The sequence below is a fragment of the Litoreibacter roseus genome, assembly GCF_009811795.1.
Lineage (GTDB): Bacteria > Pseudomonadota > Alphaproteobacteria > Rhodobacterales > Rhodobacteraceae > Litoreibacter > Litoreibacter roseus.
Genome location: NZ_BLJE01000006.1, coordinates 52,356 through 64,861, shown reverse-complemented (window position 1 = coordinate 64,861; position 12,506 = coordinate 52,356). Strand labels below are relative to the sequence as shown.

General features: G+C 59.3%; 13 protein-coding genes. 7 read left to right on the top strand and 6 right to left on the bottom strand.

Annotation, left to right across the window (positions count from 1 at the left end; all coding sequences use genetic code 11):
* Positions 1-56 precede the first annotated feature (56 nt).
* The 6 genes from KIN_RS19250 (at position 57) to KIN_RS19225 (ending at position 6,416) form a co-directional block, all read left to right on the top strand.
* Positions 57-1,106, top strand: coding sequence for an ABC transporter permease (locus KIN_RS19250; RefSeq protein ID WP_159810178.1), 1,050 nt, complete (start codon positions 57-59; stop codon positions 1,104-1,106).
* On the top strand, positions 1,106-1,468 hold the full coding sequence (locus KIN_RS19245) for a hypothetical protein (protein WP_159810176.1): 363 nt from the start codon (positions 1,106-1,108) through the stop codon (positions 1,466-1,468). The genes KIN_RS19250 and KIN_RS19245 overlap by 1 nt, the downstream gene beginning before the upstream one ends.
* On the top strand, positions 1,468-2,919 hold the full coding sequence (locus KIN_RS19240; RefSeq protein WP_159810174.1) for an ABC transporter permease: 1,452 nt from the start codon (positions 1,468-1,470) through the stop codon (positions 2,917-2,919). Before KIN_RS19245 ends, KIN_RS19240 begins: the two co-directional genes overlap by 1 nt.
* Positions 2,920-3,078: 159 nt before the next feature.
* Complete coding sequence (locus KIN_RS19235; protein ID WP_159810172.1) at positions 3,079-5,166, top strand: dipeptide ABC transporter ATP-binding protein; 2,088 nt, start codon at positions 3,079-3,081, stop codon at positions 5,164-5,166.
* Positions 5,153-5,506 carry an antibiotic biosynthesis monooxygenase family protein gene (locus tag KIN_RS19230; RefSeq protein WP_207710156.1) on the top strand — a complete coding sequence of 118 codons (354 nt, stop codon included), beginning with the start codon at positions 5,153-5,155 and terminating at the stop codon, positions 5,504-5,506. Before KIN_RS19235 ends, KIN_RS19230 begins: the two co-directional genes overlap by 14 nt.
* Positions 5,507-5,561: 55 nt before the next feature.
* Positions 5,562-6,416 carry a DUF1206 domain-containing protein gene (locus KIN_RS19225; protein ID WP_159810170.1) on the top strand — a complete coding sequence of 285 codons (855 nt, stop codon included), beginning with the start codon at positions 5,562-5,564 and terminating at the stop codon, positions 6,414-6,416.
* Here KIN_RS19225 and KIN_RS19220 read toward each other — a convergent pair.
* Genes KIN_RS19220 through KIN_RS19210 form a run of 3 tightly spaced genes read right to left on the bottom strand, consistent with a single transcriptional unit; the run spans position 6,413 to position 9,848 of the window.
* Positions 6,413-7,882 carry a carboxypeptidase M32 gene (locus KIN_RS19220; protein ID WP_159810168.1) on the bottom strand — a complete coding sequence of 490 codons (1,470 nt, stop codon included), beginning with the start codon at positions 7,880-7,882 and terminating at the stop codon, positions 6,413-6,415. The two genes, KIN_RS19225 and KIN_RS19220, sit on opposite strands and share 4 nt — an antisense overlap.
* A 1-nt stretch (position 7,883) precedes the next feature.
* Positions 7,884-9,020 carry a heme A synthase gene (ctaA, locus tag KIN_RS19215; RefSeq protein ID WP_159810166.1) on the bottom strand — a complete coding sequence of 379 codons (1,137 nt, stop codon included), beginning with the start codon at positions 9,018-9,020 and terminating at the stop codon, positions 7,884-7,886.
* 54 nt (positions 9,021-9,074) lie between these two features.
* Positions 9,075-9,848 carry an RNA methyltransferase gene (locus KIN_RS19210; protein WP_159810164.1) on the bottom strand — a complete coding sequence of 258 codons (774 nt, stop codon included), beginning with the start codon at positions 9,846-9,848 and terminating at the stop codon, positions 9,075-9,077.
* 119 nt (positions 9,849-9,967) lie between these two features.
* Here KIN_RS19210 and KIN_RS19205 point away from each other — a divergent pair, with 119 nt between their 5' ends.
* Positions 9,968-10,597: a thiamine phosphate synthase gene (locus KIN_RS19205; RefSeq protein ID WP_159810162.1), complete on the top strand. Its 630-nt coding sequence runs from the start codon at positions 9,968-9,970 to the stop codon at positions 10,595-10,597.
* On the opposite strand, the gene olsA is transcribed toward KIN_RS19205, so the two are convergent.
* The 3 genes from olsA to KIN_RS19190 all read right to left on the bottom strand — a co-directional run bounded on the left by olsA (position 10,569) and on the right by KIN_RS19190 (position 12,499).
* On the bottom strand, positions 10,569-11,408 hold the full coding sequence (gene olsA, locus KIN_RS19200; RefSeq protein WP_159810160.1) for a lyso-ornithine lipid O-acyltransferase: 840 nt from the start codon (positions 11,406-11,408) through the stop codon (positions 10,569-10,571). The genes KIN_RS19205 and olsA overlap by 29 nt on opposite strands.
* Complete coding sequence (olsB, locus tag KIN_RS19195; protein ID WP_373281684.1) at positions 11,405-12,178, bottom strand: L-ornithine N(alpha)-acyltransferase; 774 nt, start codon at positions 12,176-12,178, stop codon at positions 11,405-11,407. Before olsB ends, olsA begins: the two co-directional genes overlap by 4 nt.
* A gap of 135 nt (positions 12,179-12,313) precedes the next feature.
* Positions 12,314-12,499, bottom strand: coding sequence for a DUF3553 domain-containing protein (locus KIN_RS19190; protein WP_174239147.1), 186 nt, complete (start codon positions 12,497-12,499; stop codon positions 12,314-12,316).
* Positions 12,500-12,506: the final 7 nt, after the last annotated feature.

The window sequence follows — 12,506 nt, the reverse complement described above, 5'->3', positions numbered from 1 at the left end:
AGACGCTGAAAACAGCGCACCGGCAGAGCCCGACATGGACACATAAAAGGGGCCCTATGGCACTTTTCATTCTGCGCCGCATTGGTGTAATGCTGCTGACCGCATTATGCCTGACCTTCATCGTCTTCTTCATGACGACGCTCTATCCCAACCTCGAAAAGCTGGCGAAAACCCAAGGCAACTTCCGCATGTCGGACGAGGCCGTCGCCCGTTATCTGGAACGTGAGGGATATCTGGAGCCGCAGATTGTAGGCTACGGCCAATGGCTGGGGGTGCTGCCCGGCTTTCGCTATGAAAATCCCGAAACCGGCGAGATCACCGGGCGCTGCATAGATCCCCAGACCCCGCCCGAAGAGGCCGCGCGCTATTGCGGCGTGCTTCAGGGCTACTGGGGCTTTTCGACAGTCTTCAAGGAAGAAGCGGGCGAGATCATCGGCAAGCGTCTGGCGTTGACCGGCAAGCTGGCCGCCGCCGCCTTCGCCGTGATGATCCCGCTGGCGCTGATCATCGGCATCATTGCCGGTATGCGTGAGGGGTCCAAGGCGGATCGAGGCCTGTCCACCTTCGCCATCGCGACCTCGGCCACGCCGGAATACGTCTCTGGCGTGATCTTCATCGCGGTCTTCGCCTCCTCGGCGTTCGGGCTCAAATGGTTCAAAGGTTCGGCCACGTCAGCGATGGAGGACGCGACCTTCGCGAACTTCACCCTGCCCGTCATGACCATCGCGCTTTACGGCGTGGGCTATATCGCCCGGATGACCCGCGCCTCCATGACGGAAGTCATGACCGCGCAATACATCCGCACCGCCCGCCTGAAGGGGGTCAGCTTCGGCAATATCGTCCTGAAACACGCGCTCAGAAATGCGCTGATCGCACCGTTCACCGTCATCATGTTGCAGTTCCCTTACCTGCTGACGGGCGTCGTCATCACCGAGACGCTGTTCAACTACAAAGGCTTCGGCTGGACGCTGGTGCAAGCGGCCTCGAACAATGACATCGACCTGCTTCTGGGCTGTTCCGTCGTCGCAGTCTTCGTGGTGCTGGTCACGCAGCTGATCTCCGACATCGGCTACGTGTTCCTGAACCCACGGATCCGGATTTCCTGATGGCCGGGCGCTCCATACTTCGCCGGATCGTGACATGGCCAAGGCTGCTCTATCTCGGCATAGGGTTCGCCGCGGGCCTCGCGCTTGCAGGGCAAATCAACCGTCCCAGCGATCAGGATCTGCTGGACCAAGGCTACGGTGCCTATCTGGCCCACAGGGTTGCCCAGAGCGATCTGGAACTTGCCCGCACCGATTGCACAGCCACGCCCCCTGATCCCGCGACCACGGACGCCACAACCGTGCGCACTGTGATTTCCTGCGCATGGACCACCGAGACCCAGACACATGTCTTCGAGACCGGATACGCCGCAAACGGCACGGCGGTCTTCTCCGACAGCACCACCAAAGAAAGGCTGAACTGATGGATCCTCTAACCTGGACCGGCATGCTCGGCGGCGTTCTCAACCCAATCTTCTTCGGCCTGATCGCGCTTTTGGCGATTGCTTTGCTGGCAACCTTCATCCTGTCCTTCGTGGCCCCCGCCGAGGGGGTGGAGATCAACCCCGACGGCACGCTGGCCATGAAACCGGGCTTGGCCAACACCACCGGCAAGATCACCAATCTGCTTTTCATGGCGCTTGTCGTTGTTGTGGCGATCTACCCTCTCAGCGGGGTGGTTACGCCCTACGGCACCGGCGGCATTCTGGGCGAGATTGGCGCGCGCCTCACCCCCGTCTGGATTGCGCTGGCCGCGACCTTCGCCATCTCTATCCCCTTCAAGCGCAAGCTGGGCCTTTACGGCAAACTCTTTGACAGCCCCATCGGCATGGTTGGCTTTGCGCTCGTCATGTTCTGGGTCTTCGCCGCATTCTTCGCAGCCTTCGACCTGATCCTGACCCACGAGCCACTGAGCCAGGTTTCGGGAATGAAAAACAAGGTCCCCGGAACACCGCTGGCCGGTGCGCCCGAGGGCGCTTATCCCCACTACCTGCTGGGGGGTGACAATCTGGCCCGCGACGTGTTTTCCCGCGTCATCCAGGGCAGTCAGGTCGTGCTGATCATCGCACCGGCCGCCACGCTGTTCGCGTTCATGGTGGGCATCACGCTGGGCCTGCCTGCGGGCTATTATGGCGGACGTTTGGACACCGTCCTCAGCTTCATCGCCAATCTTGTGCTGGCCTTTCCGGTGATCCTTCTGTTCTTCCTGCTGGTCACCCCGGAAATCCGGGAAGCGGGCATAGACATCGGCAGCTATCGCTGGACCATCCCGACGATGATGGCCTCGCTGCTGTTCGCGTTCCCGATCGTATTTTTGGTGATCCTCTGGAACTCGCGCTATTTTACCCAGCCCGCCAAGCGGAACCTTTTTCTGGCGGTTACGCTGGTGGTCGGCGGCTGGCTCTATCTGGGGCTGGCATGGGACGCGGACCCGCTGGGCGTCGTCTCGGTCGATCCCGCAATCCTGATCGTGTTCGTGTCGGTCGTCTTCGTGAATGCGCCCACCGTCTTCCGGATCGTGCGAGGCCTCGTTCTCGACATCAAGACCCGCGACTATGTGGCGGCGGGCCAGACCCGCGGCGAAGGCCCGTGGTACATCATGCTATGGGAAATTCTGCCTAACGCACGCGGACCGCTGATCGTCGATTTCTGCCTGCGCATCGGCTACACCACCATCCTGCTGGGCACATTGGGCTTCTTCGGTCTGGGTCTCAGTTCGGAAAGCCCCGATTGGGGCACCACGATCAACGCAGGCCGCCGCTTGCTCAGCATCTTCCCGCACCCGGCCATCGCACCGGCCCTCGCTTTGATGAGCCTTGTTCTGGGGCTCAACCTTTTGGCGGACGGTCTGCGTGAAGAAAGCCTGAAGGACTAACGGTGCGTTTTTTCCAAAAACGCACCGCGTGCGATGTAGCGAACCGGCAGACCGTGGATCACCGGTCCGACGAAAGTCCGATAAAAGTCCGACGCAAATCCGAAACCGTGTCGGGCCATGCCTCAAACAAGAATATCTTGACCGAAGGAGGTCGCGCCCATGGCGGATGACCAAGCCTATGACGGCCCGATCCTAGAGATCGAAAACCTCTCCATCTCGTTTTTCACGCGCCTCAGGGAAATCCCGGCCGTGATGGATTTCTCCTGCACCGTACAACCGGGCGAAGCGATGGGCTTGGTGGGCGAATCCGGCTGCGGCAAATCCACCGTGGCCTTGGGCGTCATGCAGGACCTCGGCGTCAACGGACGCATCGTCGGCGGCTCCATCAAATTCAAGGGCCGCAAGCTGAACGAGATGAGCGACAAGGAGCTGCGCGACATCCGCGGCTCTGAGATTGCGATGATCTATCAGGAACCCATGGCCTCCCTGAACCCGGCGATGAAGATCGGCAAGCAGCTGATGGAAGTGCCGATGATACACTACGGCACCTCCGAGAAAGAGGCCTATGCCCGCGCACTGGAAGTCGTGACGGACGTGAAGCTGCCAGACCCCGAACGTATTCTCAAAAGCTATCCGCACCAGTTGTCCGGCGGCCAGCAGCAACGCATCGTGATTGCCATGGCGCTGATGTCCAAGCCGTCGCTTCTGATCCTTGATGAACCCACCACTGCGTTGGACGTAACCGTTGAGGCGGCGGTGGTCGAACTGGTCAAGGATCTGGGCAAGAAATACGGCACCTCGATGCTGTTTATCTCGCATAATCTGGGACTTGTGCTGGAAACCTGCGACAGGATCAGCGTCATGTATTCCGGTGAAACGGTCGAAACCGGATCGATCACCGACGTGTTCGACAAGATGCGCCACCCCTATACGCAGGCGCTGTTCCGGTCGATCCCTCTGCCCGGTGCGGACAAGAATTCCAAGCCTTTGATTGCCATTCCGGGCAATTTCCCCCTGCCCCACGAACGGCCCAACGGCTGCAATTTTGGCCCGCGCTGCGACTATTTCGAGGCGGGTCGCTGTGATGCAAAAGATATCCCGATGGTCGGTGTCGAAGGCGACGACCGTCACGACACACGTTGCCTGCGCACGACCGAGATCGACTGGTCTAAGCTGCCTCTGGGGGGCGACCAGACCGAGAAGTCAGAGCCCGGCGATGTCGTCCTTCGCATGGAGGATTTGAAGAAATACTACGAGGTCGCGGCGAATGCGCTCTTTGGCGGCGGAAGCAAGAAGGTGGTCAAGGCCAATGAGACACTCAGCTTCGAGGCCCATGAAAGCGAGACGCTGGCCATCGTGGGCGAGTCTGGTTGCGGCAAGTCGACCTTCGCCAAGGTCCTGATGGGGTTGGAGACCGCGACGGATGGTAAAATCATCCTTAACAATTCCGAGATACAAGACGTCCCAATCGAGGAACGCGACACCAAGACGATCTCTAATGTTCAGATGGTGTTCCAGAACCCCTTCGACACCCTGAACCCGTCCATGACCGTGGGCCGCCAGATCATCCGCGCGTTAGAAATTTTTGGGGTGGGCGACACCGAAGCCGCCCGCGAACAGCGGATGCTCGAACTTTTGGATCTTGTTAAACTTCCTCGGGAGTTTGCAGGTCGCATGCCCCGCCAACTTTCCGGCGGTCAGAAACAACGCGTCGGCATCGCTCGTGCCTTTGCTGGCGACGCGAAAATTGTGGTGGCGGATGAACCTGTATCGGCCCTTGATGTGTCCGTGCAAGCCGCCGTGACCGACCTGTTGATGGAGATCCAGCGCAAGAACAAAACGACGCTGCTTTTCATCAGCCACGACTTGAGCATTGTTCGCTATCTATCTGATCGCGTTATGGTAATGTACCTTGGCCACGTGGTAGAACTGGGAACAACAGATCAGGTTTTTGCGCCGCCCTATCATCCTTACACCGAGGCACTTCTCTCTGCGGTGCCCATTGCTGACACGCGGATCGCCAAGAAACATATCGTGCTTGAAGGCGACGTGCCCTCTGCCATGAACCCGCCACCAGGTTGTCCTTTCCAGACCCGGTGCCGGTGGAAGTCCGAGGTGCCAGGCGGCTTGTGTGAGAAAGAGGTGCCGCCCCAACGCATGCTGGCCGGTGGGCATCAAATCAAATGCCACCTGTCGCAAGAGGCGTTGGAGGGGATGGAGCCTGTGATCACCCTTGCCGCCGAGTGACACCAATACCCCGTTCGCGGCCCTGCCAGACCCGCCTTACTACGCGGTGATTTTCACAGCGCAACGCACATCAGGCGACAACGGCTATGCCGCAATGGCTGCCAAGATGTCTGAGATGGCCCAAGCCCATCCCGGCTGCATCGGGATGGAAACCACACGGGACGAAACCGGTTTCGGGATCACGGTCAGCTACTGGAAGACGGAAGCCGATATTCTCGATTGGAAAGCCGACGCCAAGCACCTGATTGCCCAGCAGATGGGCAAATCCGCTTGGTACAATCATTATATTCTGCGCATCTCCAAGGTTGAGCGCCAGTATGATGGACCAGAGGGTCGCTGACGGAACCCACTGCCCTGCGCCACGTTGACCCCCAATCAAACCAAAGGTGATCGCGATGGCGAATGACGGGCTCAACTGGACCATCCCCTGTATGCGGGCAGGCTACGCCGGGCGTGGGATTGCCTATGTCGCCGTCGCTGGATTTTCGCTCTATGCCTTGTGGCGCGGGCGGCAAGCCGAAGGTCCCGGTGAGGTGTTCGACGCCCTCGGCCGAAGTTTTTGGGGCGACGCTGTCCTAATGCTCATAGCCTTAGGAATGACCGCGTATTTCGTCTGGCGCGTGGTTTGCGCGGTTTATGACCTTGAGGATTATGGCACGGACATCAAAGGCTTGATCGCGCGCGGGGGCCAGATCACCACCGGTACCATCCATTTGGGGTTGGGCGCAGTTGCAGCCATTGCGGCTTTCACAGTGGACGAAAAAGGTGACGGCGGTGGATCAATCGAAAAGATAGCTTCACAGGTGATCGCTATGCCAATGGGCTGGGTGATCCTTGGCGCCGCTGGCATTGTTACGGTCATCGCAGGCGGCTACTATCTGAAGAAAGCAATCACGCGGGATTATCAGAAAACGCTACGCTCCTGCGAAATCACCCGGAACTGGAACCTTGTTCTGGAGGCCGGTATCGCGGCCCAAGGGTTCGTCGTCCTGATGATCGGCGCGTTTCTGGCCCGCGCGGCCTACAGCGCGAACGCAGGTGATGCAGGTGGCATGGGTGACGTCTTCGACATGCTGGCGACGCAAGTTTACGGGCAGCTTATGGTTACGGCATGTTGCCTCGGACTTCTGGCCTTCGCGGTTTTTTGCTTTGTGAACAGTGGTTACCGCATCATTCCTAAACTCAACCACGGCGACATGGACACTCTGCGGTCTTGGGCGAAGGACAAAGCCAAGGAAGCAACGGCCTAGACGCTGTAGAGATCACCGAACTTGTCTTCCAGATAAGTCAGCAAAGGTTCTTCCGTTGGCGGTACGCCGACCGCGTGTTCAATCGTTTCCCTCGGTGCGCGGAGCCCACCGTACTGCTGCAAGTTCTCGCGCAGCCACGTCGTCGCAGGGGTGGTATCCCCCTTGGCCAGCGCCCCCTCCAGATCAGGAACAGCCGCTGTCATCGCCTGATAGAGACACCCTGCGTAAACGTTGCCCAGCGAATAGGTGGGGAAGTAGCCAAACAACCCAAAGGCCCAGTGCACGTCCTGCAAAACACCGTTTGACGACTTATCTACCGCATAGCCGAAATCAGATGCGAACCGCGTGTTCCACGCCTCTTCAAGATCGGTGACCTCAAGGTCGCCAGCGATCAACTGGCGTTCCAGATCAAAGCGCAGCATGACATGGAGATTGTATTGCAATTCATCCGCCTCGGTGCGGATATAGCCCGAGCTGACCCGATTAACGATCTTATAAAAGGTCTCGGCATCCGCGACGCCGAAATCGCCGAACTGATCCTTCATCTGACCGAACAGCCACCCGGTGAAGGCGCGACTGCGTCCAAGTTGGTTCTCATAAATGCGCGACTGGCTTTCATGGACCCCCATCGACACGCCAGATCCCAACGGCGTCAGCGCATAGACGTCCTTGATGCCCTGCTCATAACACGCGTGGCCAACCTCATGAATTGTCGAATAAAAACAGTTGAACGGATCACGCAGACTGGTGCGTGTCGTGATCCGGACATCCGTGCCAGAGCCGGAACTGAACGGATGCACGGCCTTATCAATCCGGCCTGTGTGCAGATCGTAACCGAAGGCCAGCGCAAGCTGTGTCGACAGCGCAAGTTGTCCGGCTTCGTCAAATTCATGGTCCAGTGCGGGCGGGGCGTCGGCATCAAGAGCCCGCTTGCGCAAATCAACCAAACGCGGACGCATCCGGTCAAACAACGCCTGCAACTCGGCGCCTGTCATATCCGGCTCGTATCCGTCCAGAAGCGCATCGTAGAGATCGCCGCCATCCGCGAGATATCCGGCCTCCTCCCGCTTCAGCGCGATCATTTCTGTCAGGCTGGGCGCGAAAGCCGCAAAATCATCCTCCGCCCGTGCCTTCGCCCAGATCCCCTGCCCGCGGGACGTGTGGCGCGCAATGGAAGTCGCAAGCTGGGCGGGCACCTTCGACGCGCGTTCGAAAGACCGCCGGATATGGCGCAGATTGGCCTCCCTTTCTTCGGTCTCGGGTGCGGCTTTCTCGAGCCATTCCCCGATCCGCGGGTTCGTCCGCCGGGCGTGCAGCACCTCCTCAAGTGCTGCCATTTCCTCGGACCGCATCTCGGCCGCGCCTTCGGGCATGACGGTTTCCTGATCCCAGCCGGTGCGGCCCGCAACCGACGATAACGCCTGCGTCACCCGGTCGAACGCCATCAATTCCTCGTAGGCAGTCATCTCAGGCCCTCACGGATTGTGCGACAGGATACATCGTCAGGAATCGGGCCCGCAGGATCAACGTGACCAGAACCACGGCGCCGAACTGATGTACGATCGCGATCTGCCACGGTGCCGCGTACATCACAGTCACGATGCCCAGCACCATCTGAAGCAGAACCATCATCATCATTGCTGAGAACGCCCCCCGCGTGAACGTGTTTGCCGACTTTCGGGATTTGAGCCAAACGGCAATGGCGTACGCCAGTAGAATGTAGCCCAGCAGCCGGTGATTGAACTGAACAAGCGCTTCATTCTCAAAGAAATTCGTCCAGAGCGGGCTGAGTTGGAAGGCCAATGAAGGAAACAACTCCCCCCCCATCAAAGGCCAGTCCGTATAGGTGCGCCCGGCGTCTATACCGGCGACCAGCGCACCCACGACAATCTGCAAATAGCTGAAATGCAAAAGGCCGGACACCATGGATTTCAGGCGCGGCTCAGCCGCACGTCGCGCCTGTAAAAGATCAGCCTCGGACCGGCCCAGCCTCAACACGTACCACGCGATGAGACCGAGGATCACGAAGGCCAGCCCCAGATGGATCGCCAAGCGATAGGACGCCACATCGAGCCGCGTGCCTTCCAGACCAGAGGACACCATCCACCACCCGATCGCGCCCTGCAGGCCGCCAAGACCGCCCAAAAGCAACATCCGCCCTGTCCAGCCCACCGGAATCTGTTTGCGCAGCAGAAACCAAAGAAAGCCCAGGGCCCAGACCAGCCCGATGACGCGACCCAATTGGCGATGGCCCCATTCCCACCAGTAGATCACCTTGAATTCCTCAAGGCTCATACCGGCGTTCTGAAGCTGGTACTCCGGGATTAAACGGTACTTCTCGAACTCCGACGCCCAGTCGGCAGCAGACAACGGAGGGATTGCCCCCGTGACCGGCGCCCATTCGGTGATCGAAAGGCCCGAATCCGTCAGACGGGTCAGACCGCCGACAGCGATCATAACCACCACCAGAGCAAACAGGATCATCAGCCAGACACGGATCGCCCCACGCGCACCGGTGCGCTTGGCGCGATCTATGGCACCGGCTTGAACGGTCGGTTTTTCCGCCGTCTCGACCTCTTCGAAAATGCTGCGTTGCTTCGCCATACCCGCCCTCAAACTATTCCGCGCAACCTAAGACCGGACGCGGGTGTGGACAAGTCAATCGCCCCGTTCTTTCCACCGCGCAAACTGACGCAGCATGCCGTGAAAGATCTGCGTGTCAGACTGAGTCATCGGCATACGAGACAGCATATTGCGCAAGGTGGTTTTCATGCCCTCCGCCTTAGCTTCGGGGAAAAAGAAGCCGGCGGTATCAAGACGTTCCAGAAAATGCTCGTAGAGCTTGTCCATCTCAAGCTGGGTAGCGAACTGGGTTTTGGCCATCGCAACCACTTCAGGTACGTCATCACCGGTCTGCCTGCGCCATTCATAGGCCGTCAGCAGCACACATTGCGCAAGGTTGAGTGAGGCGAACCCCGGATTGACCGGGACCGAGATGATCGCGTTGGCCTGCGCGATATCGACATTTTCCAGACCGGCGCGCTCTGGTCCAAAGAGAATGCCGACGCGCTTTCCGTCCCGGGTCATCGCGCGCGCCTGTTCCATGGCGCGTTCGGGCGTGACCACGGGCTTGGTCAGGTCCCGCGCCCGCGCCGTCGTGGCGAAGACATAGTTCAGATCGCCCACCGCCTCGGCCGTCGTGTCGAAGACGCCCAGCCTGTCGAGAACCCGGGACGCCCCGGATGCCATGGCTGTGGCCTTCGGATTGGGCCAGCCGTCCCGCGGGTGAACAAGCCGCATATGCTCCAGTCCAAAATTCCACATGGCGCGGGCTGCAGCCCCAATGTTCTCACCCATCTGCGGCTCTACCAGCACAAACACAGGCTGCGGGCCGGTCCAGTCGTCCTGATGCGCGTGATCGGTTCCAGACATGTGGACTTCCCTCATTGGCAATTGCTGGGCGGTTTAGGCAGCGATTGACCGCTCTGCAATGGTCTTGTGACATGACACAGGCTTGGCTAAGACGGGCGAAACAAGAAGAGGCTGACCCAATGTCCGACGACCCGCAGCAGGAAACGCCGCAGATTTACCTGATCACCCCGCCCGAGGTGGAGCTATCCAGTTTTCCCGCAGCACTTGGCAGGGTCCTGGACAGCACTGACATCGCCTGCTTGCGCCTGAGCCTTGCCGCGAAGGACGAGGACACAATCAGCCGCACGGCGGACCTGATCCGCGAAGACGCCCACAACCGCGATATCCCGTTGATTATCGACACACATTTTCGGCTGGTCGAGCGGTTGGGGCTCGACGGGGTTCACCTGACAGACGGTGCCCGCTCGGTTCGGGCCGTCCGCAAAGAACTTGGGGCGGATACAGTTATCGGCGCTTTCTGCGGCGCGTCGCGCCATGAAGGCTTCAATGCGGGTGAGATCGGATGCGACTACATTTCGTTCGGGCCAATGACGGACACTGGTCTGGGCGACGGAACCCTCGCAGAGTTCGATATCTTCGAATGGTGGTCCCAGATGATCGAGCTTCCCGTGGTGGCTGAAGGCGCGCTGACCGTAGAGATCGTCGAACAATTGGCAGGCGTGACGGATTTTTTCGCCGTCGGTCCAGAAATCTGGTCTTCGGACGACCCGTCAACGGCACTCAAAGCACTTCTGGCACCGCTCCACTAGGCGAGAACCCCTCTCGGACTGCGCGTTCCGCCGCCCGGGCAAGCGTCTTGCGATCAGAATAGTTCTCTACCTTCAACGGCTCATGATAGATCGCCTCAACATGGCCCTGATGCTTGGTCGCCAGCACCTTGAGCATATGCGAGCCGAACTCCATGTCGCCCCACCAGCCGTAGAACCGTTCATCCTGTTCCAGCGGGCTTGTGTAACTTACTGTAACCGGCTGCACAGATATGTCATGCTTCACCCCACCGCTTAGGAACGCCGCGAAGAGCGTTGATTTGAAGGGTAAAATTCGCGCGCCGTCACTGCTGGTTCCCTCCGGGAAAAACAAAAGTCGATGACCGGCGGTCAGCCGCGTCTCCAAGACCTGTTTCTGTTGTTCGGCGTCGCGCCGGTCGCGATTGATAAACACGGTTCCGGTCGCGCGGGCGAGCCAGCCAATCCCAGGCCAGCCAGCGACCTCGGACTTTGACACGAAGTAGATTGGCGCGTGGGCATTCAAAACGAAGATGTCGAGCCACGAGCCATGATTGGCGACCATCGCCCCGTGTGACGTCATCGGTGCGCCCGTGACATGCAGCGAAAGGCCGAGAATGCGCAACGACATTCGACAGACGGCCTGCGTTATGGCGGGTGTCCAAGGTCTGTTGAGCCCATGAAGCGGACGTTCGATCAGCCTCAGTAGCAAGAGCAACCCCAGCCCGCCGAAAACCACCAGCGCCAAGGGAATGCCGCGCCTCAGGATACGTGCCCACGCCCCCAGTCCCAGCTGAACCGGCGCCGGGCGGGTGCCGTCATCCCAAGTGCTCATCCTGCACGCGGCCTCGTGTAAATTTCGCGATGCCGGGCTGACAGGCGCGCTGTGTCCATGACAAGACAGACGTCTACGGTATTGAAATCATGATCTATATAGGCGCCGTCCCCAACGACACCGCCCAGTCTGAGATAGGCCTTTATCAGGGATGGCGTCGCCCGCATTGCCGCCCGCTTGTTGATGTCTGTCGCAGGCACCAGATCCATCGGCTGATACACCCGTGCCCGCGGGCGCAGATCGGCAGGTGCCAGATGGTCGTGATAGAGATTGGCCAGCGGTTGCGCGATGGCCTGCGGGTCGGTGCCGTGGAAGCTGGCAACGCCGAACAGCACCTCGATCTCGTGGTCTTCTACGTAATTCGCGAGGCCCTGCCAAAGGTGATACATGGCGAGCCCACCTCTGTAGTCCTGATGAACGCACGATCTGCCGAGTTCCAACAGATTGCGACCGCTGGCCTTTAGCGGGTCCAGATCATACTCATCCTCACCGTAAAAGCGCCCGGCCCTTTGCATCTGTGCCAGACCCATGACGCGGTACACGCCCACCACATGCTCCAGCCGGTCCACCGATTTGCGCGCGTCCACAAGGATCAAATGTTCAAAAAACTGATCGAATGCGTCACGCTCGAACCGTGCGTCATGATCGACAAGCGCCCCGTCACCGCCCAGCTCCTCGCAGAAAACTGTGTAACGCAAACGCCATGCGCCCTGCAAATCCGAATCTGAGGCAGCTAACCTGACGGACAGAGAGGTGTTCTGGTTGGCGATGTCGTTCATGGTGTCGAGTTACAAAGTTTTCAGCGCGATGAGGTCGTTACGTTGCGGACTGCAGAAATCCGTTGCCAGTGATCTGGCGCGGCGTCAACATGGGGGTTCTTACGATATTTTTTTCCCCGTTACATGTCATGACTGGGATACCAGCATAAGCGCCACATGTGCCCCATCGATTGTGACTTTTCCATTATGCTCAAAATTAACGGTTATTTTACCATTAATGTTGGATTGAACTTGTCCAAGGCCCCAGTCCGGCTGAGCGGGATGGCGCACCAGCATCCCCGGTTCCAACAAGGAGTTCAATTCGTTCGCCATGCAGCAA

Excerpts from the sequence above, each read along its gene's own strand:
- KIN_RS19250 (WP_159810178.1), top strand. The coding sequence starts at position 57 with ATGGCACTTTTCATTCTGCGCCGCATTGGTGTAATGCTGCTGACCGCA.
- KIN_RS19245 (WP_159810176.1), top strand. The coding sequence starts at position 1,106 with ATGGCCGGGCGCTCCATACTTCGCCGGATCGTGACATGGCCAAGGCTG.
- KIN_RS19240 (WP_159810174.1), top strand. The coding sequence starts at position 1,468 with ATGGATCCTCTAACCTGGACCGGCATGCTCGGCGGCGTTCTCAACCCA.
- KIN_RS19235 (WP_159810172.1), top strand. The coding sequence starts at position 3,079 with ATGGCGGATGACCAAGCCTATGACGGCCCGATCCTAGAGATCGAAAAC.
- KIN_RS19225 (WP_159810170.1), top strand. The coding sequence starts at position 5,562 with ATGGCGAATGACGGGCTCAACTGGACCATCCCCTGTATGCGGGCAGGC.
- KIN_RS19220 (WP_159810168.1), bottom strand. The coding sequence starts at position 7,882 with ATGACTGCCTACGAGGAATTGATGGCGTTCGACCGGGTGACGCAGGCG.
- ctaA (WP_159810166.1), bottom strand. The coding sequence starts at position 9,020 with ATGGCGAAGCAACGCAGCATTTTCGAAGAGGTCGAGACGGCGGAAAAA.
- KIN_RS19210 (WP_159810164.1), bottom strand. The coding sequence starts at position 9,848 with ATGTCTGGAACCGATCACGCGCATCAGGACGACTGGACCGGCCCGCAG.
- KIN_RS19205 (WP_159810162.1), top strand. The coding sequence starts at position 9,968 with ATGTCCGACGACCCGCAGCAGGAAACGCCGCAGATTTACCTGATCACC.
- olsA (WP_159810160.1), bottom strand. The coding sequence starts at position 11,408 with ATGAGCACTTGGGATGACGGCACCCGCCCGGCGCCGGTTCAGCTGGGA.
- KIN_RS19190 (WP_174239147.1), bottom strand. The coding sequence starts at position 12,499 with ATGGCGAACGAATTGAACTCCTTGTTGGAACCGGGGATGCTGGTGCGC.